Below are 19,016 nucleotides of genomic sequence, written 5' to 3'. Positions count from 1 at the left end.
CTGACAGCACAGCCTGACCGACCGACCGACCAGAGACCCGCGCCCGGCGTCCCCTTCCGTGGACGCCGGGCGCGGGTCTCGAACCACGACCAGGAGGTCACCCGTGAAGCTTCGTTTCACCCGCCGCATGGTCCCGCTGGTGGCGGCGATCGCCGCACTCACGGCGGTCCCCACCGCCTCGGCGGCCCAGAGCACCCCCGGCCCCGCGAAGCCGCCGGGCTCGCACCGGCAGTTCGCCGTCGGCCCGCAGTACGACTCCACCCACGTGTACGTCGCACCCGGCACCGAGCAGGCGTTCGTGGCCAGTTGGGTGTCCACCTTCGGCGGCACCACGATCGGGCCCGTCTCCACCCAGGTGACCCCGACGCCCAGCCGGACGCTGTCCGAACTGGTCGTCTCCCCGGTCGGCACCCTGTCGGTGTTCGACTACACCACGCCCGTCCCGTACCCCTTCGGCACCGAACGCACCGGCTGGCTGGTGACCGACCTCGACCAGGCGGTCCGGGCCGCCCGCGCCGACGGCGCGGCCGTGACCGTGGCCCCCTTCGCCGACCCGATCGGGCGCGACGCCGTCGTCCAGTTCCCCGGCGGGATCAACGCCCAGCTCTACGTGCACACCACCCCGCCGTCCTACCCCGGCCTGGCGAGCGTGCCGGAGAACCGGCTCTACCTGTCGCCGGACTCCGTAGGCGCCTTCCTGGACAGCTACCTCGCCTTCACCAAGGGCCGCATCGTCTCCGACGACCGGCGCGCCGACGGCGCCGCGATCGGCCTGCCCGGGACGACGTACCGGCTCGTCCGCCTCACCTCCGGTTTCGGCGCCACCACGGTCACGGTGACGGACGGCCACCTGCCGAGCCCCTTCGGCCGGGAGCTCACCGGCTACGGCGTGCCCGACCTCGGCGCCACCCTGGAGCGGGCCGAGGCCGCCGGCGCCTCGGTGCTGTGGGGACCGGTCTCGGCGGGCGGCCGGGACAGCGCCGTCGTCCAGTTCCCGGGCGGCTACACGGCGGAGATCCACACCGACCGGTGATCAGCCCCCGGACCGTCACCGGCTACGGCATCCGGAAGCCGACCTGACGGCGTCGTGGATGAGTTCGGCGACCGTCGTCGGCTGGGAGACAGCCACGGCATGGGAGGCGTCGGGCAGTTCGAGGACGGTGGAGCCGGCGCGACTCGCCGTGAACCGCTGGACCGGCGGGGGCAGTGCCTGGTCGGCGCCGGTTACCAGGGCCCACGACGGCTTGGTGCGCCAGGCCGCCGCCGTGGGCGTATCGGTGAGCACCCGCTCGGCGACGGGGCGTTGGATCGCGGCGAGCACCTGCGCGACCTCCCGGTCGAGGTCCGCGGCGACGAGCGGCTGGAAGCACTCCCTGGGCACGGTGAGCTCCGTCGCCCGGCCGGCGTCGGTCGTGGTGAGCGCGGTGCGCCGCAGTTGCGCGAGGACCGGCGAGGGGGTGAAGCGGCCCGCGAGCGCGTCGTAGCTCTCGCCCACGTCGGGGAGGTAGGCGGCCACGTACACCAGCGCGACGACGCTGGGGTCGGTTCCGGCCTCCGTGATCACGGCGCCGCCGTAGGAGTGGCCGACCAGGACGACGGGACCGTCGATGTCGGCGAGGACGGAGGCCAGGTAGGCGGCGTCGTGGGCGAGTCCGCGCAGCGGGTTCGCGGCGGCGAGGACGGTCAGGCCGCGCCGGTGGAGTTCGGCGATGACACCGAACCAGGTGGTGGCGTCGGAGCAGCCGTCGTGGACGAGCACGACGGTGGGTTTGGTGGAGTGCATGAGTGCCTTCCGGATCAGGAGGCCGGGTGGCGGCCGTCGGTCTCTGCGGCGTAGGCCTGCCACTGCCGGGGGGAGACCCCGTAGGCCTCGCGGAACGTCCGGCTGAAGTGGGAGTGGCTGACGAAGCCCCACCGGTGCGCGACGGCGGAGACGCTGCTCTGTCGGCGGGACGGGCGCTCCAGCTCCCGGCGGCAGGCGTCGAGGCGCCGCTGCCGTACCCACTGGCCCACGGTCGTCCCGTCCTGCTGGAAGAGCTTGTGCAGGTAGCGCACCGAGATGTGCTGCGACCGGGCGATCGACTCGGGCGAGAGGTCCGGGTCGGCGAGGTTCTCCTCGATGTGGGCGCGGATCCGGGCGAGGATCTCGGCCGCGCCGGTCGGGTGCTCCGGGTTCTCCCGTTCGAGCAGGTCGGTCACCAGGATGGCGACGATGTCGGAGACGCTGCGCGCGAGGTGGTTGCCCGGCCGGGCGCGGTGGGCGCGGGCCTGGGTGGCGAGGGTCCGCAGGAACTGGGAGGCGAGCGAGCCGATGCCCTCGACTCCCCGGGCCATCAGACCGCCCGTGCGCCGGACGTCGCTGGGCCGGACGCCCAGGTAGAAGCAGGGGACACGGAACCGGACCATCCGGCATTCGGCGTCCTGCAGCAGGCCGGCCGGGTGCGGGGTGGTGCCGATCAGCAGGTCCCCGGGGGCCAGGACGGTGCTGACGCCGTGGCGGCGGACCGAGGCCGCGCCGTGGACGTGCAGGGCGACGTAGAGGCAGTCCTCGGGGTCGGCGCCCGGCGGTGGGGAGAGGATGTCGATGCAGCCGTTGCCGCCGCCGGGGGCGGCCTGGTCAGGCTGGTGGACTTGGGCTTCGGGCGCGGGGGTTTCGGGCATGGGTGAGGGACCCGACGGGATCACGGGAGGCTCCGACCGGTTCTTGTGGTGCTGTACGGGTGCTGGGAAGGGTGTTTCACCGCTCGGCGGTCGGTGGTGGTACCTCCGGCGGCGGGGCGTTCAGGAGAGGAACCTCTCGACGACGGCGTTGAACTCTTCGGGGTTCTCCAGGAACGGGAAGTGCGAGCTCGCGACGTCCGCCGGGAACACGTGGAGGCGGGCAGCGGGGATCCGCTCGGCGAGGTAGCGCTGGGAGGCGGGGTCCACGTGGCTTCCCTCGCAGCCGAGGACCAGGGTCGGTACGTCGATGCGGTCGAGGGTGTCGCGCCAGTCCTGGGCGCAGTGGTCGAAGAGCAGCGGGACGCCCGCGTACGCCGGGGTGGAGCGGATCTCCTCGGTCACGAAGGCGAGCAGCTCGGGGTCGGTGTCGCCGCTGAACATCGAGCGGACGAAGTCCTCGCGGACCTTCGCACCGTCGGGCCCGGCGAGGGCGGCGCCCAGCTCCAGGAGCCCGGCCATGTCGAAGATGGCGCCGGATTCGCGCTGTTCGGCCGCCGCCATCCAGGGCACGGCCGCCACGGCGGCCGGCTGGTCGACCACGACGAACCGGCGGATGCGGCCGGTGCCGTGCTGGTCGATGAAGCTCCACCACACCGAGGCGCCCATCGACCAGCCCAGCGCGTCGAAGGTGTCCAGGCCCAGGTGGTCGACCAGGTCGAGGACGTCGCGGGCCAGACGGGCGATGCGGTAGCCGTGGCGCGGCTTGCCGGAGCGGCCGTGGCCCCGGAAGTCCACCGTCACGAGGCGTCGGCCCGGTGCCGGCGCCTCGAACTGGTGGCGGAACATCTCCTGCGTCTGTCCCCAGCCGTGGAGCATGACCAGCGGGACCCCGTCGCCGCCGCTGTCGCGGTAGGCCAGGCGCACACCGTCGTTCGTGATCAGTTCATGCATGGTGCTCGTTCATGTCCGTTCGGGAAGTCCGGAACCCGCAGGTCTCCGGGGATGAGCGGCAGCTCGTAGGGAGGATTCTCGCGGCGCGTCCCGCTCGTTGACCACCGACCGACGTAGGGATTGCCTGACGGAGCTTCATCGCTCTGTAGCAACGAGGCGCTTCGACGCAGCCAACGGCGCGCTCCGACGATGCCGCAGGTCAGGCCGACCTCTGCGGGGGCACCTGCAGCAGGTCCCACACCCGCAGCCCCAGGTGCAGGACGAGGCGGTGCGCGCCGTTGTCCAGGTCCAGGCCCGTGATCTCCTGGATCTGCCGCAGGCGGTAGTACAGCGAGGTGCGGTGGACTTCCAGGGCCTCCGCCGTCTTGGGCACCGAGCCCGCGTTCTCCAGGAAGCAGCGCAGGGTCTCCTCCAGGCGGGAGCTGCCACCGCCGTCCAGCAGCCGCCGCAGCGGCTTCGGCACGAGGGTGCCGTCGAGCGCGCCGGCGGGCAGTTGGAGGAGGACGGCGTACTCCCCGAGCCGCTCCCAGTCGCCGACGCCCCGCAGCCGCGGCAGCCGATGGGCCGCGCGGGCGGCCACCCGGGCCTGGTCGTGGGAGATCCACGCGCCGGCCAGCTCGGTCTGGCGGCCGCCCACGCCCACCACCGTGACCGAGCCCGGGTCCAGGAAGGTCTCCAGGGAGCGGACGACGCCGCGGCACTGCACCTCCAGGTCGTCCTCCGCCGGTTCCCGTTCGAAGACCTGCACCAGGACCGCCCGGTCCTGCTCCACCGCCCACAGGCCACGGGCCGTACGGGTCCGCCGGAACGGCTCCAGCGCGGCGCGCAGCGCCACCGAGACCTGACCGGAAGGCCCCCGCTGCCCGGAGACGGCCACGCTGGTCACCACGACGTGGGGGCCCGCCGGGAGGAGGCCGTCGTCGACCAGGCGCTGGTGCGCGGCGCAGCGCAGCGCCGAGTCCGGGCCGACCAGCTGGTTGACCAGCCGGCGGGTCTGCTCCTCGTCGACGTCCGAGGCCAGGCGCTCGGCGTACATCTCGGTTGCCACGGCGCGGGCGGCCCGGTCGATGGCCGCGGTGTCGGCCGCCGTGAGCGGTTCCCCCGTCGCCACGACCATGAGGATGCCCAGCAGGTGGCCCCGCTCGCGGATCGGGACGCAGTAGCGCGGCTGCAGCCCCAGGTCGTCGCGGCCCGGCAGGACTCCCGGGACCCTCCACTCGGCGACCCCCTGCGACAGCACGTAGCGGATGGCCTCGTCGTCCGCGATGCCCTGCAGCAGCGTCCGTACCCGCACCCGGTCCTCGTCACCGAAGTGCCGGCTGGTGCAGATCATCCGCACCAGCGGGTCGTCGAGGACGACCGAACGCCCCAGCTCCTCGGCCAGAGCGTCCACCAGCGCCTGGAGCGCCTCGCCTCCCGAACGCGCGCGCTGAATCAACCTCGTCATGATCAAAAACCTCCCGGCGCCCTTCATACAAGGAGCGAAACGAGAGGGACAAACCTTCGACAGACCGAGGACTCCCCGACCCCGCCCGGCCCGGACACCACTGCGCCCGGGCGGCACCCCCTCCCGGCAGAGCCCGGTACGCGACGCCCCAGGAACCCCGGTGCCACGCGAACAGTCCTTCACTCCAGCGGAGTTGGGCCATCGGTCAGCACGATCACCCCGGCCGGGGCAGACCCCTGAACACGCCGGCCCCCGACCACCGGGCAGCACGGACCCGGCAGGAGGAAGCCCCCGCCTCCGCCCGCACGTCGACCGAACGGTGCACGGACCGTCACGTCGCGGTACACCGCCGGAACATCTCCGCCGACACCGCCTTCCTAGCCTGGAGAGCGACCCGCCTCCCCCTGTTCCCGGCAGCTCCCAGGGCCCGAGGCTCGAGCATCACGCCGCCGTCGGCACCGACCCAGGAGAATCCATGCCCGCGCCCCACCCGCTGCCCAGTCCCCAGCCCCGGCCGGAGGCCACCAGCACCGACATCGTCCTCGACGCCCGACTCGTCCTCGGCGAACACGAGTCCGTCGGCATCCCGGTGCGCTTCGGCTACCGCGGCGACGACCCGTTCGCCGTCGCCCTCGAATTCCTCGGCCCCGCGGCCGAGGCGGGCACCTGGCAGTTCTCCCGCGACCTCCTGTGGGAAGGCCTGCAGAAGCCCTCCGGCCTCGGCGACGTCCGCATCTGGCCGCCCTGCCCCTGTCACGGCCGCACCGCCCTGCGCATCATGCTCCAGGGCTCCGACGGAACCGTCCTCATCGACCTGCCGGCCCGCCAACTACGGCGCTGGCTCCGCCGGGAGAGCTTCCCCCTGGTCCCGCCGGGCACGGAAGGAACCCTGATCGACTGGGCCACCGAACTGCCCGGCCTGGCCGGCTGAGCGCCTCTGCCGCCATCAGCTCCTCGGTCCGTCACGCGGCGGCAGGACCACCGTGGCGATCGTCTGCGGGGGGGGGGATGTGCAGAGCGGGGACGCCGGGTAGCAGCGCCACCGCGACGCCCGCCAGGACGAGCAGTGAGGGCGCCGGCACGCGCAGCCGCCGGGTGAAGGTGGCCACGGTCGTGGCGAGAACCACCAGGACGAGAACGATCCCCACAACGTGCATCGGCGGAAGGACCCCGTCGCGACAGTCGGGGTCACCGCCGCCGATCGCCGCAGTCGTCCCCCGCGCCGACCAGGCTTCCCGACACACCTACGGCCACCTTGTCGGAGCATCAGCGGGGGATGGCCGGCCAGTGCGCCGCCGCATCGCGAACGCGGCCGCACACGTCAGGGCGCCGTCAAACAGGGTGCTTCCGGACCCCCGTCCGGCGAGTCGGGCGCCTCGTTCGGCTAGCGTGGACACCTTCCCGCCGCGTTCCCTCCCCCGCCGCGCCCGACCCCGTCCGATCTCGCCCCGACGCAAGGAGCCTGCCCACCGTGTCCGACAGCTTCGCCCACCTGCACGTCCACACCGAGTACTCGATGCTCGACGGGGCCGCGAAGAACGGGAAGCTGTTCGCCGAGGCGGAGAGACAGGGCATGCCCGCCATCGCGATGAGCGACCACGGCAACATGTTCGGCGCGTACGAGTTCTTCCACGCCGCCGCGAAGACCGGCGTGAAGCCGATCATCGGCATCGAGGCGTACGTCGCGCCCGGCTCGCGCTTCCTGAAGAAGCAGGTGTTCTGGTCCCCCGGCGGCCAGCGGCCGAGCGGCGCCGACGGCGAGGGCGGCAAGGACGTCTCCGGCGGCGGCCGGTACACCCACATGACGATGTGGGCGCAGAACGCCACCGGCCTGCGGAACCTCTTCAAGCTCTCCTCGCTCGCGTCGATGGAGGGCTACTACATGAAGCCCCGGATGGACCGCGAGCTGATCGCCGCGAACGCGCAAGGCATCATCGCGACCACCGGCTGCCCCTCGGGCGAGGTGCAGACCCGGCTGCGGCTCGGCCAGTACGAGGAGGCGGTCAAGGCCGCCGGCGCGTACCAGGACATCTTCGGGAAGGAGAACTACTTCCTGGAGCTGATGGACCACGGCCTGGACATCGAACGGCAGGTCCGCGACGACCTGCTGCGGCTCGCCAAGCAGCTGGACATCCCCCTGCTGGCCACCAACGACTCGCACTACGTGACCGCCGACCAGGCGGACGCCCACGACAGCCTGCTGTGCGTCGGCGTGGGCAAGAACAAGGACGATCCGAACCGCTTCAAGTTCCAGGGCACCGGCTACTACGTCAAGACCGCCGAGGAGATGCGGGAGCTGTTCCGCGAGCTACCCGAGGCCTGTGACAACACCCTGGCGATCGCCGAGCGGATCGAGTCGTACGAGGAGGTGTTCACCTACGTCGACCGGATGCCGCAGTTCGACGTCCCGGAGGGCGAGACCCAGGCGTCGTTCCTGCGGCAGAAGATCGCCGCCGGCCTGCAGCACCGCTACGGCGACAGCCCGAGCCAGGAGGTGCTGGACCGGATCGAGCTGGAGATGGGCGTGATCACCCCGATGGGGTTCGACGCCTACTTCCTCGTGGTCGCCGACATCTGCCAGTACGGGCGGGACAACGGCATCCCGGTCGGCCCGGGCCGCGGTTCGGCGGCCGGCTCGATGGTCGCCTACCTGACCGGCATCACCCAGCTGGATCCGCTGGAGCACGACCTGCTGTTCGAGCGCTTCCTCAACCCCGAGCGCATCAACCCCCCGGACGTCGACATCGACTTCGACGACCGCCAGCGCGACCAGATGGTGCGCTACGTCACCGAGAAGTACGGCGCCGCCTACACGGCCCAGGTGAACACCTTCGGCACGATCAAGGCCAAGGCCGCCGTCAAGGACGCCAACCGCATCCTCGGCTACCCGTTCTCCATGGGCGACCGGATCACCAAGGCGATGCCGCCGGACGTGATGGGCAAGGGCGTCCCGCTGGCCGACCTGTTCGACGCGAACCACTCCCGCTACAACGAGGGCGCCGAGATCCGGGGGCTCTACGAGAACGAGCCGGACGTCCGCAAGATCATCGACACCGGGCGGGGCATCGAGGGCCTGATCCGCGGCACCGGCGTGCACGCCGCAGCCGTCATCCTCTCCTCCACCCCGCTGCTCGACCTGATCCCGCTGCACATGCGGGACAAGGACGGCGTGATCATCACCGGCTTCGACTACCCGTCGTGCGAAGCCATGGGCCTGATCAAGATGGACTTCCTGGGCCTGCGGAACCTGGGGATCATCGACCACTGCATCAAGATCGTCAAAGCCAACCGGGGCATCGACGTCGACATCGAGAACATCCCGCTCGACGACCCCACCACCTACCAACTCCTCGCCCGCGGCGACACCCTGGGTGTCTTCCAGCTCGACGGCGGGCCCATGCGCGCCCTGCTGCGGCTGATGAAGCCCACCGAGTTCGCCGACATCTCCGCCGTCTCCGCGCTCTACCGGCCCGGCCCGATGGGCATGAACTCCCACACCAACTACGCCCTGCGCAAGAACGGCCAGCAGGAGATCATCCCGATCCACCCCGAGCTGGAAGCCCCGCTCGCCGACGTCCTCGGCCCGACCTACGGCCTGATCGTCTACCAGGAGCAGGTCCAGCGAGCCGCGCAGGTGCTCGCCGGCTACTCGCTCGGCCAGGCCGACCTGCTCCGCAGGGCCATGGGCAAGAAGAAGAAGGAGGTCCTGGAGAAGGAGTTCATCCCCTTCCAGGCCGGCTGCCACGAACGCGGCTACTCCGACGAGGCCATCAAGGCCGTCTGGGACGTCCTGGTCCCGTTCGCCGGCTACGCGTTCAACAAGTCGCACTCCGCCGCCTACGGCCTGGTCTCCTACCAGACCGCCTACCTCAAGGCGAACTACCCGGCCGAGTACATGGCCGCACTGCTCACCTCGGTGGCCGACGACAAGGACAAGATGGCGGTCTACCTGGCCGAGTGCCGGCAGATGGGCATCCGCATCCTCTCCCCCGACGTCAACGAGTCCGTCGTCGACTTCACCGCCGTCGGCAGCGACGTCCGCTTCGGCCTCAAGGCCGTGCGCAACGTCGGCGTGCCCGTCATCGAATCCCTGGTGCGCACCCGCGAGGAGCAGGGCAAGTACACCTCGTTCGCCGACTTCCTCGACAAGGTCGAGCTGGTGGTGTGCAACAAGCGCACCGTCGACTCGCTCGTCAAGGCGGGCGCCTTCGACTCCCTCGGCCACACCCGCCTCTCCCTCAGCACCGTGCACGAGAGCGCGATCGACGCCGTGACGGGCGTCAAGAAGCAACAGGCGATCGGCCAGGACGACCTCTTCGGCTCCCTCGAGACCGGGTCCGACACCCCCGCGATCGGTCTCGACTTCCAGCTCACCGACCGCGAATGGCCGCGCCGCCAACTCCTCTCCCTGGAACGGGAGATGCTCGGCCTCTACGTCTCCAGCCACCCGCTGGACGGCGCCGAGCACATCCTCTCGCGCAACCGCGACACCTCGATCGCCGAACTCCTCGGCTCCGGCCGCTCCGAGGGAGAGATCCGACTGGCCGGCCTGATCACCGCCGTCGACCGACGGATCAACAAGGCCGGCAACGCCTGGGCGATCATCACCCTCGCCGACCGCGACGGCTCGGTCGAGGTGCTGTTCTTCCCCGCCACCTACAACCTCATGTCCGCCCAGATGATCGAGGACAACGTCATCTCCGTCCGCGGGCGGCTCAACGAACGCGACGGCTCACTGAGCATCTTCGGCCAGGAGATCACCACCCTGGACATGTCCTCCGCCGAACTCGGCACCAAGCCGCCCGTCCAGATCAGCATCCCCGCCGCCCGGATCACCCCGGAGAAGGTGGCCGAACTCAAGCTCGCCCTCCAGGCGCACCCCGGAGACGTGCCGGTCCGCCTACTGACCACCAACTGGGACAAGGACACCCTCTACGAGCTGGGCTTCCTGGTGAACCCCGACAACGGCCTCGCCTCCGACGTGAAGACCCTGCTCGGCACCAACGCCTGGTCCGGAACGGCATAGCGGCAGCCCGCCCACCCCAGCACGTTTCCCCAGGTCAGCGCTGCCGCCCCCGGGCCGTGGGGCTGATCAGCTCCCGAACCGCGAGGCAGGGCACCCGCTGAGCAGGCCGATGGCGTGACCGTCGTGGTCCACCACCGGCCAGGTGTCCAGGCCGCGGGAGCGCATAGCGGCGGCCGCGGTGGCGGCGGGCATGCCGATGGTGGCGAACGGGGCTCGGTCGAGGGCCACGTCGCGTACCGGGGTGCGCTCGGTGTACCAGGATCGGGCCTGGAACGGCGCCAGGTGCAGGCGGGTCAGCAGCCCGGCGCAGCGGCCGTCCTCGTCGCGGACCAGGAGGTGGTCCGCGCCGGAGCTCTGCAGGATGTCCATCGCGGCGTCGACCATGACATCGTCGCTGATCTGCAGCTCGGGGTGTTGCATGAGATCGCCGACCGTCGCGGTGGTCGGCGGGCTTTGGATCGTGGTGGTCAAGGGCTGACTCCTTCGTGTTTCTCCCGCCGAGTCCGGCGGTGATGATCAGGGCACTGGTGGCGGACGGGCCGACAGGCTCCGCGGAGCGGGCCGTGGCGCTGCTGAAGGATTCCGCGTGCGGTCGTCGTGGGAATCCGGTGTCGCCGGCCCGGCGATCTGTGCGGGCCAGGTCCGTGTCGGGAGCCGGGTCCGGCGGTGCTACGCGGCGAGGGAGCGACTGGAGCGGTTCATCTGAGAACCGTGCGGCATGTCATCTACGGTCGGCGCCCACCGCGGAGGGCGGGAGCGGAGAACCTCGAACCGTGAGCTGTCACGGCAGGGCGCCGATCCGGACGCGGCGCTGTGCGTCTCGCGTGGGGATGGTCGCCGGTGGCGGAGCCAGGAGCCTGAACGGCCGGGGATGCGTGTGGCGCAATGCCGAGGGGCCCGCACCGGGCATGTGTGCGCGGTGCGGGCCCCTCGCTGCTTGGCGGGTGCCGTGGCAGAAATTACAGCGGACGAATGTTCTCCGCCTGCGGGCCCTTCTGGCCCTGCGTGACGTCGAACTCGACCTTCTGGCCCTCGAGCAGCTCACGGAAGCCGTTGGCGTTGATGTTCGAGTAGTGGGCGAAGACGTCGGGGCCGCCACCCTCCTGCTCGATGAAGCCGAAGCCCTTTTCCGCGTTGAACCACTTCACGGTGCCATTAGCCATTAAAAATTCTCCTTCAGAGGCTGTCCGAAGCACGCACAGTGCGGACTTCGAGTCGCCGCGATGAGCACCCACCCGGGGAAGAGCCGGGAAACAAAAATGCGCCTGCAAAACATCAGCAGGCGCACACAAAGTTCATGGGAACCACTACTGCAACTAAGACGACAGTAGCAGGCCGCGGCCCGCCGCGGTGGGATATTTCCGCCCCCAGTTCCGCGGCAGCGCACCCCAGAGCTGCCGTCCCAGAGCCGACGGGTCCGCCAAGTCGCTTGGACAGCAGGCTGGTTGGCCGAGTGGATCACTCCGCCCGGGCGGCCGCCCCGCGGCGCGATGACCGCAGGTGCGCAGTGTCCGTCGTCACGGTGCAGCCGCCAGGGGGACGGATCGCGCCTACCGGCGCCACCGAGGGGCCGACTCGCACGAGCGCACGCGTCATTCCGGGTCCCCCCGGGAATCGACGGCGCGAGAAGGTCCGACCTTGCGCTTTCCGGCGCATACTGGAGCTGATGACCAAATTCGCAGCAGTCCCCCGCCACCTGCCCACCAGCCCCTTCAAGGCCCGGGTGGAGGCCCCGCGCAAGCACTTCGCCGTCGGCGACCGGGTCACTCATGACCAGTACGGCCTCGGCCGGGCCATCGGCGTCGAAGGCGACAGCGACATCGCGGTACTCGTCGACTTCGGGACACGGCAGGAACGCATCACCCAGCCGTACACCGCGATGCACAAACTCTGACCCCGGGCGCCGCCGGTCCCGGCCGGCCGATCGTCCCGCGCAGCTCACCGACAGAGCGCGTCGGGCTCCCACCTCATCGCGCCCTGCGTGGCGGCCCCGCCCGGAGGGAAGGACCGCGGCACGCGGCGTGGAGGTCGCGGGCCGGCAGTCCGGTTCTCCTCAGGTGCGGTCGCGTTCTCCTCAGGTGCGGTCGCGCCGGAGTTCGGCGTTGATGCGCAGGGCCTCTTCGAGTTGGTCCTCGAGGATGATGATGCGGCAGGCGGCGTCGAGTGGGGTGCCCTGGTCGACGATTTCGCGGGCGCGGGCGGCGATACGCAGTTGGTAGCGGGAGTAGCGGCGGTGACCGCCGGCTGATCGCTGGGGGGTGATGAGTTTGGCCTCGTCGAGGCTGCGCAGGAAGCCCGGCGTGGTGCCCAGGATCTCTGCGGCCCGGCCCATGGTGTAGGCGGGGTAGTCGTCGTCGTCGAACTTGGTCTCTGCGCTCATGTGGTCCGCCGGGTCGTGGTCGGTGGCGAGGGTGGTCTGTTCCACCGGCACCTTCTTTCTCGGGAAACGGGTCGAGGGCCCCGGCGCTGTTGTGCGCCGGGGCCCAGGGATATGTGGATTCACTGCACCATCTACTGCACTACTGCTGCCGGCTGATTCGCCGGCCTGCGGTGTCCGCACTGCCCCGGGGAGGGACAGGATGCGGGGATCGCGTATGCGTGACCGAGGACCACCTCTTCCATGACGTTCCATGACGATGGCTGCTGCGGTGACCGCCCGGCTGGTACTGCGTGCCGTGGCGGGCGATCCGACGGGGTGAACCCTTCCCTTCTCCTCTGGTGTGCATCGTGCGTACTGCGGTAATGCGGTATTGCGAACTGCTGGCAACACCCGTCCTGCTGGTACTGCGTGGTGCGGACTTCAGATACTGCGGTTACTGCGAACTGCCGGGTGCTGCCGGTACTGCGTCCTGCGCGTGCGCGACCGCCACCGCCTGGGGCCCCGTGCACAACCGGGCCCGAGACGCCTGACAGGTCACCCGTCTTCCGTCGGGAAACCCTTCTGCCATGACCGGGCCCCGCGTACCGACGACCTGCACGCCTCCTGCATCTCTGCTGTTACCGCCAACTGCGGTACTGCCCAGGCAGTTCGTGTCTGCCTGCCCTGCGGTCCTGCTCTTCCAACACCAGGAACACTACACAGACCGTGGGGCAATGTCTACTCTCGCCACCGGAGGTTTCCATGGTTGGACGCCGGACCTTATCGGCGTGACCTCTCCGGCCCGGCGCATGTGCCGGGATGCGGGGCCAGGGCGTCGCGCAGGGCGTAGAGGTCGGCGACGGTGGCCTGTTCGGCCAGGCGCGCCAGCAGCCGGCGCAGGACCCTCTCGTCGCCGTCGCGGACCGCCTCCACGATTCCGCTGAGCACGGAGCGGTCGGTGATCGGGGCGGGCTGCTGCATCTCCACTCTCCTTCGCGCCCCGGCGGGGGGCGGTGCGTATGCCGTGTCTGCGCCCTGGGGCGCCCTGGTCGGGGCGGGAGAATATCTGCTGGGCAGCGGCCAGGGCCTGCGGGGGCCTGCGCGGCGGTGTCGTTCAGCGGGGGGCGAGTGCGGTGAGCGCGGTGGCCAGGACGTCGTGGACGGCGGGCGCGGCCGAGCTGGAGGCGAGCAGGAAGCCGAAGACGACGGCGACGCAGGCCGTGAACCCGGTCGCCTCGCGCCGACGCACCAGCACGAGAAGGACCGCGCCGAAGAACACCACGGCCGACACGTTGAGGACCACGGCCACCCCTTCCCGATCGGGCGGGTCGCGCCCGAACCGCGCCCGATACCTTTTCCGGCCATCCCATATTTTTCCATGCAGCGATCACAGATAGTGGAATTTTCGTGATCCGTCGTGCCCGGCGGCGTCATGGGCCGGCGGCGGGTCGGGGGTGTCCGTGCGAGCAGCTTCCGGCGGGCACTATCCTCTGGTTCATGTCGAACCCTGATGGGCTGCTCGTCGACATCGCCACGATGGTGGAGTCCGAGCGCAGTAACCAGATGCCTTTGACCGTGGTCGTCCCGGGGGCGGTCATCACCGGCCGGCTGGCGCCGGAGAGCCTGTGGAACGAGCGGGTGGCCGAAGTCCTCGCCGCCTCCGACCACCTGAAGCCCTTCGCCGCGCTGTTCACGGCGCGCGTCACCGGCGACGGCGGAGCGGGCGGCGACGACGCGGCGGCGGCGCCCGTCGTGAGGCCGACGCATCTGCATCTGCATGTCGCCCGCATCCTGCAGGGCAGCTACGGTCTGCCCCACACCGGAGGCATGTACCGGATCGCCATCGCCGAGATCAGCAGCTGGACGGTGGGAGACCTCAGCTACTCCGACCAGTGAGGCCCGTCCGGGGCGGGTTCGCCGGTGCCGCGGCCCGGCGGCCATGAGGGCCGGCACCCCCACCTGGTCGCTGCCGTCCAGCAGAGGCAGGCACACCCGTACGCCGTCGGTCCGGGCGACCCCGACCGCACTGGCGCGCAGGAAGGGCGTGCCGGCGGGGGAGCCGTCGATCGGCTCGGGCTCGCCGGCGGTCAGCCGCCCGCCGGGCAGCAGCAATGGCGGGCGGCCTCGGGCGCGAAGCGCCGCCGACGGGCTCAGCCGCAGGAACGGCCCGGCCGCTGCCGGCGGCCGACGGGGCGGCCTCGCCGGTCTGGGCGGTGATCCCGCGGGGGCGGGAGGCCGAGGCGATGGGGACGGCGAGGGTCAGGACACCGCCCTGAAGGTGAGCTGCGGCGCGACCCGGCTCGGGGGGTGTCAGCCAGCCGGATCCGGCGCTCGAACACCCCGTGGACCCGCTCGGCGAGCCGGGTGCCCACTCCCCCGCCAGCGGGGCGAAACGGCGTTCGGCCTTCACGGTGACGATCCGGTCCAGCGCTTCGACCTCGCTCGCCTCCGGCGCGATTCCGGGCAGGTCGAGCGCGATCACGAAACCCTCGTCCGCGCGCCCGGCATCCGTCGGGATCGCCGTCGGCCTCGACCGGAGCCCGGGGGGCACCTGGCAGGTCACCGCAGTGCGCACGGACATCGCCTGACACCTCCGGTCCGGAAGGTCTTCGGGTGGTTCGCACCGGTGCGGCGCGACACCAGCCGTTGTAATATGTCATCCATCCGATGACAACGGCATGGTCAGCGAAAGAATGACGACATGGATGTGCAGGACACCGGCGCGGCCGGGGTGGGGCCGGCCTCGTTCCTGGCCGCCGCCGCCGCGCTGGGCATGATGGACGCCGCCGCCCGCACCGCCCGCCACGCCCCTCCGGACCACGCAGGCCAGAACGACCCGGGCCAGGCCCTGGCCGCGCTCTTGATGCTGCGCCACCTTCGTGAGGAACTCGTCGGCTGGGAAAGCGGCCTGATCGAGACCGCCCGCGATGCGGGAGCCACCTGGGCCGATCTCGCCGAACCACTGGGCGTCCAGAGCCGCCAGGCGGCCGAGCGCCGCTACCTGCGCCTGCGTCCCAACGCTGAGGCCGGCACCGGGGCGGGCAGCACCGGCGAGCAGCGCGTCCAGGCCACGCGGGCTCAGCGCGCCGCCGACCGCGCGGTGACCACCTGGGCCCGTGACAACGCCGCCGACCTGCGCCGCCTCGCCGGTCAGATCGGTGCCCTGGACGACCTGAGCACCCAAGCGGCCCCCGCCATGGAACGCCTCCTCGACGCGCTCGGCCACCACGACCCCGCCCGCCTGCTCGCTCCGCTCGCCGAAACCCGGCCCCTCCTGGAGGCGGGCCATCCGAAGCTCGCCGACCGCCTCGATCAGGTCACCGCCCGGACCGACCAGCTGCGCGCCGACAGTGACCGGCACCGCCGCACGCCCCCAGCCGGACCGTGACCACCCCGGCGACGATCGCATGCCAGGCGACCCGACCGAACCCTTTCCACCGCTCGAAGGAGACACCTCTCGTGGCCAGCCCGACCCAGACGCTGGAGTTCCAGGCCGAGACCCGCCAGCTGCTGCAGCTGGTGATCCACTCGATCTACTCGAACAAGGACATCTTCTTGCGCGAGCTGATCTCCAACGCCTCCGACGCCCTCGACAAGCTCCGCCTGGAGTCCCTCACCGACACCGACCTCGACGTCGACACCTCCGACCCGCACATCACGCTGGACGTCGACAAGCAGGCCCGCACCCTGACGGTGCGGGACAACGGCATCGGCATGACCCGCGAGGACGTCGTCGACCTGATCGGCACCATCGCCAAGTCCGGCACCGCCGGCCTGCTGGCCAAGATCAAGGAAGCCAAGGACGCGGAGGCGGCGCAGAGCCTGATCGGGCAGTTCGGCGTCGGCTTCTACTCGGCGTTCATGGTCGCCGACAAGGTCACCCTCCACACGCGCCGGGCCGGCACCGAGCAGGGCACCGTGTGGGAGTCCGACGGTGAGGGCACGTACACGATCGCGGAGGCCGAGGGTCTGCCGGTGGGTACGTCGGTCACGCTGCACCTCAAGCCGGAGGACGGTGAGGACGGGCTCGGCGACTACCTGGCCGCGTGGAAGATCCGGCAGATCGTCAAGCAGTACTCGGACTTCATCCGCTGGCCCATTCGCATGGCCACCGAACCCGCCGACACCAAGTCCGCCACCCAGTCCGCCACCGAGGACGGCATCGAGTCCGCCGCCGGGGACGGGGCCGCGCGCGAGTCGGAGACGCTGAACTCGATGAAGGCGCTGTGGGCCCGCCCGCGAAGCGAGGTGAGCGAGGCCGAGTACAACGAGTTCTACCAGCAGATCAGCCACGACTGGCAGGCCCCGGCCGAGACCATCCACATGCGCGCGGAGGGCACCTTCGAGTACGAGGCGCTGCTGTTCATCCCCACCCACGCCCCGTTCGACCTGTTCTCCCGCGACACCAGGCGGGGCGTGCAGCTGTACGTCAAGCGCGTCTTCATCATGGACGACTGCGACGCGCTGATGCCGAACTACCTGCGGTTCGTCAAGGGCGTCGTCGACGCCCACGACCTGTCGCTGAACGTCTCCCGGGAGATCCTGCAGCACGACCGCCAGATCACCGCCGTGCGTCGGCGCCTCGTCAAGAAGGTCCTCGCCGCCCTCAAGAACATGCAGGCCACGAACACCGAGGCCTACCTCAAGCTGTGGGAGCAGTTCGGCCGTGTCCTCAAGGAAGGCCTGGTCGAGGACCGCGACAACACCGACGCACTGCTCGAGCTGGTCAGCGCCGCCTCCACCCACGATGCGGAGAAGCAGACCACGCTGCGTGAGTACATCGCGCGGATGAAGGACGGCCAGGACACCATCTACTACCTGACCGGCGAGAACCGCGCGACGGTGGAGAACTCCCCGCACATGGAGGCCTTCACCGCCAAGGGCTACGAGGTCCTGATCCTCACCGACCCCGTCGACGAGGTCTGGATCGACCAGATCCCCGCCTTCGACGGCCACCGCTTCCAGTCCATCGCCAAGGGCCAGGTCGACCTCGACGACGACGGTGACGGTGACGGTGACGGCAGTGACGAGGCGAAGGCCGAGAAGGCCCAGCGCGAACAGGACTTCGCCGCCCTGATCTCCTGGCTCCAGACCGTCCTGGCCGAGCACGTCAAGCAGGTCCGCCTCTCCACCCGGCTCACCACCTCCGCGGCGTGCCTGGTCGGCGATGCCCACGACCTGACTCCCACCCTGGAGAAGATGTACCGGGCGATGGGCCAGGAACTCCCGCAGGTCAAGCGCATCCTCGAACTCAACCCCGCTCACCCCCTCATCACCGCCCTGCGTCAGGCGCACGAGAGGGACGCCACGGGCCCGGTACTCGCGGACACCGCCGAACTCGTCTACGGCAGTGCCCTGCTCGCCGAGGGCGGCGACCTGCCCGACCCGGCCCGCTTCACCCGCCTCCTGACCGACCGCCTCGCCAACACCCTGTAGCCCGCGCCGGGGTGCGGCCCGCCCGGCGTCCCAGCCGGCCCGGCCGCACCCCGCACCGCTCGGCGCCACCTCCGCCCAGCCAACACGCACCGCCGGGGCCAGGTCCACGAGCCGTACCCGGCCCCGGCGGAACGCCTGGGCCGCGCCGGGCCCGGCATCCACCCCCCTCCGGTACCGCCGCGGTCACCCACTCCGGCAGTCGGAAACGGAAGCCGGCCCCGGTCGACGCCTCTCCGACCGATCAAGGAAACCGAAGCGTGTACGAGTACACCGACCGCAGGAACCGCACCCTGTCCGAGCGCGTCAACGCCGTCGCCGAGCGCCGCCCGGAGCAGGGCACCGAGCAGGACAGGGCCGCCGCGACCGCCCTGCTCGCCGACATGCTCCGCGCCGCCGCCCAGCACGGCGTCACCCTCGACACCTTCGACTGGGTGGCCGACCTGCCCGGCAACTGCTACGCCGCCGTCGTCTCTCCTCTGCACACACGCACCGCCCGGTGGGTCACCGCCAGCTGAAGCTCGAGACCGTCGGGGCGGTGCGCGCCGCCGGTGACAGCCGTGTCAGGCGCTTGATCGGCCTGTTCACGCACGTCACCGATCCGGACGGGGCCGCCGGCGCTGCGCACGGCGCTCGCCGCGGACGTGGTCGTCAGCGCCGCGAATCCATCAGTCACCTTCCCGACGACCTGCCGCTTGTCGTCGTTACGACGACCTGCTACAACGGTGAAGAGGTCAGGCGCACTGGCAGCACGTGTCTGGAGCGACCGGAGGTGTTCCGTGATGGTGATGCGCACCGATCCCTTCCCTGAACCGGACCGCCTCGCCCAGCAGTTTCTCGGGACTGCCGGAATGTCGACATCGCCACCGGTCCGACGCTGCGCGAGCGCATCGACGCAGCCCTCGAGCGGGCCCCACGGGCGGTGGTCGACGTGTCACGTGTCGATTTCATGGACCGCGCCGGCCTCGGCGCCCTGGTCGCCGCCGCCAACCGGGCGGAGCGGGCAGGCCGCATCCTCCCACTGCACGTCTCCGGTGGGCGGGTGAAGCGGCTGCTGCGCCTGACCGGCCCGCACCGGCGCCTGCCCGTCGAACCCTGACCTGGCGAATCCCGGCCCGGCGAACCCGGGCGGAGCGAAG

At 70.9% G+C, this 19,016-nt stretch carries 19 protein-coding genes; 10 read left to right on the top strand and 9 right to left on the bottom strand.

Features of this window, described 5'->3' with window-relative positions:
- The first annotated feature begins 103 nt into the window (after positions 1-103).
- Entirely contained in the window at positions 104-1,033 is a 930-nt protein-coding gene (locus tag ACZ52R_RS14260) for a VOC family protein (protein ID WP_465661932.1), read from the top strand.
- A gap of 15 nt (positions 1,034-1,048) precedes the next feature.
- Here the strand turns inward: ACZ52R_RS14260 and ACZ52R_RS14255 are convergent, their stop codons facing one another.
- The 4 genes from ACZ52R_RS14255 to ACZ52R_RS14240 form a co-directional block, all read right to left on the bottom strand.
- On the bottom strand, positions 1,049-1,783 hold the full coding sequence (locus ACZ52R_RS14255) for an alpha/beta fold hydrolase (RefSeq protein WP_465617256.1): 735 nt from the start codon (positions 1,781-1,783) through the stop codon (positions 1,049-1,051).
- A 14-nt stretch (positions 1,784-1,797) separates the two neighbouring features.
- A complete protein-coding gene (locus ACZ52R_RS14250; protein ID WP_465617254.1) occupies positions 1,798-2,661 on the bottom strand; it encodes a helix-turn-helix domain-containing protein in 864 nt (287 codons plus the stop codon).
- 120 nt (positions 2,662-2,781) lie between these two features.
- Positions 2,782-3,612, bottom strand: coding sequence for an alpha/beta fold hydrolase (locus ACZ52R_RS14245; protein ID WP_465617252.1), 831 nt, complete (start codon positions 3,610-3,612; stop codon positions 2,782-2,784).
- Between the two features lie 199 nt (positions 3,613-3,811).
- On the bottom strand, positions 3,812-5,059 hold the full coding sequence (locus ACZ52R_RS14240) for a PucR family transcriptional regulator (protein ID WP_465753519.1): 1,248 nt from the start codon (positions 5,057-5,059) through the stop codon (positions 3,812-3,814).
- Between the two features lie 475 nt (positions 5,060-5,534).
- On the opposite strand from ACZ52R_RS14240, the gene ACZ52R_RS14235 reads away from it, so the two are divergent.
- Positions 5,535-5,990: an SsgA family sporulation/cell division regulator gene (locus ACZ52R_RS14235; RefSeq protein ID WP_465617248.1), complete on the top strand. Its 456-nt coding sequence runs from the start codon at positions 5,535-5,537 to the stop codon at positions 5,988-5,990.
- A gap of 540 nt (positions 5,991-6,530) precedes the next feature.
- Positions 6,531-10,085, top strand: a complete 3,555-nt coding sequence (gene dnaE, locus ACZ52R_RS14230) for a DNA polymerase III subunit alpha (protein WP_465617244.1) — start codon at positions 6,531-6,533, stop codon at positions 10,083-10,085.
- A gap of 66 nt (positions 10,086-10,151) precedes the next feature.
- On the opposite strand, the gene ACZ52R_RS14225 is transcribed toward dnaE, so the two are convergent.
- Both ACZ52R_RS14225 and ACZ52R_RS14220 read right to left on the bottom strand, forming a co-directional pair.
- Positions 10,152-10,556 carry a CBS domain-containing protein gene (locus tag ACZ52R_RS14225; RefSeq protein WP_465661927.1) on the bottom strand — a complete coding sequence of 135 codons (405 nt, stop codon included), beginning with the start codon at positions 10,554-10,556 and terminating at the stop codon, positions 10,152-10,154.
- 488 nt (positions 10,557-11,044) lie between these two features.
- The gene (locus ACZ52R_RS14220; protein WP_030918248.1) at positions 11,045-11,248 is read right to left on the bottom strand and encodes a cold-shock protein; all 204 of its coding nucleotides are present in this window, start codon (positions 11,246-11,248) and stop codon (positions 11,045-11,047) included.
- Positions 11,249-11,751: 503 nt separating this feature from the next.
- Here ACZ52R_RS14220 and ACZ52R_RS14215 point away from each other — a divergent pair.
- Positions 11,752-11,979: a hypothetical protein gene (locus tag ACZ52R_RS14215; protein ID WP_360492186.1), complete on the top strand. Its 228-nt coding sequence runs from the start codon at positions 11,752-11,754 to the stop codon at positions 11,977-11,979.
- A gap of 180 nt (positions 11,980-12,159) precedes the next feature.
- On the opposite strand, the gene ACZ52R_RS14210 is transcribed toward ACZ52R_RS14215, so the two are convergent.
- The 3 genes from ACZ52R_RS14210 to ACZ52R_RS14200 all read right to left on the bottom strand — a co-directional run bounded on the left by ACZ52R_RS14210 (position 12,160) and on the right by ACZ52R_RS14200 (position 13,747).
- Positions 12,160-12,465: a MerR family transcriptional regulator gene (locus tag ACZ52R_RS14210; protein ID WP_329924752.1), complete on the bottom strand. Its 306-nt coding sequence runs from the start codon at positions 12,463-12,465 to the stop codon at positions 12,160-12,162.
- Between the two features lie 759 nt (positions 12,466-13,224).
- On the bottom strand, positions 13,225-13,425 hold the full coding sequence (locus tag ACZ52R_RS14205) for a hypothetical protein (RefSeq protein WP_360492189.1): 201 nt from the start codon (positions 13,423-13,425) through the stop codon (positions 13,225-13,227).
- 133 nt (positions 13,426-13,558) lie between these two features.
- On the bottom strand, positions 13,559-13,747 hold the full coding sequence (locus tag ACZ52R_RS14200; protein WP_360492192.1) for a hypothetical protein: 189 nt from the start codon (positions 13,745-13,747) through the stop codon (positions 13,559-13,561).
- 194 nt (positions 13,748-13,941) lie between these two features.
- Here ACZ52R_RS14200 and ACZ52R_RS14195 point away from each other — a divergent pair, with 194 nt between their 5' ends.
- The 6 genes from ACZ52R_RS14195 (at position 13,942) to ACZ52R_RS14170 (ending at position 18,976) form a co-directional block, all read left to right on the top strand.
- Positions 13,942-14,340, top strand: coding sequence for a hypothetical protein (locus ACZ52R_RS14195; RefSeq protein ID WP_360492195.1), 399 nt, complete (start codon positions 13,942-13,944; stop codon positions 14,338-14,340).
- Between the two features lie 805 nt (positions 14,341-15,145).
- Positions 15,146-15,832, top strand: a complete 687-nt coding sequence (locus tag ACZ52R_RS14190; RefSeq protein WP_465617239.1) for a type III effector protein — start codon at positions 15,146-15,148, stop codon at positions 15,830-15,832.
- Positions 15,833-15,903: 71 nt separating this feature from the next.
- Entirely contained in the window at positions 15,904-17,880 is a 1,977-nt protein-coding gene (gene htpG, locus ACZ52R_RS14185; RefSeq protein WP_465617237.1) for a molecular chaperone HtpG, read from the top strand.
- A 257-nt stretch (positions 17,881-18,137) separates the two neighbouring features.
- A complete protein-coding gene (locus ACZ52R_RS14180; RefSeq protein ID WP_465617235.1) occupies positions 18,138-18,395 on the top strand; it encodes a hypothetical protein in 258 nt (85 codons plus the stop codon).
- On the top strand, positions 18,377-18,688 hold the full coding sequence (locus ACZ52R_RS14175) for a hypothetical protein (RefSeq protein WP_465617233.1): 312 nt from the start codon (positions 18,377-18,379) through the stop codon (positions 18,686-18,688). Before ACZ52R_RS14180 ends, ACZ52R_RS14175 begins: the two co-directional genes overlap by 19 nt.
- Before the next feature lie 48 nt (positions 18,689-18,736).
- Complete coding sequence (locus ACZ52R_RS14170) at positions 18,737-18,976, top strand: STAS domain-containing protein (RefSeq protein ID WP_465617427.1); 240 nt, start codon at positions 18,737-18,739, stop codon at positions 18,974-18,976.
- Positions 18,977-19,016: the final 40 nt, after the last annotated feature.

Source organism: Kitasatospora sp. NPDC034023 (genome assembly GCF_055575795.1).
This window is presented reverse-complemented; position numbering and strand designations above follow the sequence as displayed.

What these genes read in the sequence shown, in the direction of transcription:
- ACZ52R_RS14255 (WP_465617256.1), bottom strand. Translation starts at nt 1,783, where the DNA reads ATGCACTCCACCAAACCCACCGTCGTGCTCGTCCACGACGGCTGCTCC.
- ACZ52R_RS14250 (WP_465617254.1), bottom strand. Translation starts at nt 2,661, where the DNA reads ATGCCCGAAACCCCCGCGCCCGAAGCCCAAGTCCACCAGCCTGACCAG.
- ACZ52R_RS14245 (WP_465617252.1), bottom strand. Translation starts at nt 3,612, where the DNA reads ATGCATGAACTGATCACGAACGACGGTGTGCGCCTGGCCTACCGCGAC.
- ACZ52R_RS14240 (WP_465753519.1), bottom strand. Translation starts at nt 5,059, where the DNA reads ATGACGAGGTTGATTCAGCGCGCGCGTTCGGGAGGCGAGGCGCTCCAG.
- ACZ52R_RS14235 (WP_465617248.1), top strand. Translation starts at nt 5,535, where the DNA reads ATGCCCGCGCCCCACCCGCTGCCCAGTCCCCAGCCCCGGCCGGAGGCC.
- ACZ52R_RS14220 (WP_030918248.1), bottom strand. Translation starts at nt 11,248, where the DNA reads ATGGCTAATGGCACCGTGAAGTGGTTCAACGCGGAAAAGGGCTTCGGC.
- ACZ52R_RS14215 (WP_360492186.1), top strand. Translation starts at nt 11,752, where the DNA reads ATGACCAAATTCGCAGCAGTCCCCCGCCACCTGCCCACCAGCCCCTTC.
- ACZ52R_RS14210 (WP_329924752.1), bottom strand. Translation starts at nt 12,465, where the DNA reads ATGAGCGCAGAGACCAAGTTCGACGACGACGACTACCCCGCCTACACC.
- ACZ52R_RS14205 (WP_360492189.1), bottom strand. Translation starts at nt 13,425, where the DNA reads ATGCAGCAGCCCGCCCCGATCACCGACCGCTCCGTGCTCAGCGGAATC.
- ACZ52R_RS14195 (WP_360492195.1), top strand. Translation starts at nt 13,942, where the DNA reads ATGTCGAACCCTGATGGGCTGCTCGTCGACATCGCCACGATGGTGGAG.
- ACZ52R_RS14190 (WP_465617239.1), top strand. Translation starts at nt 15,146, where the DNA reads ATGGATGTGCAGGACACCGGCGCGGCCGGGGTGGGGCCGGCCTCGTTC.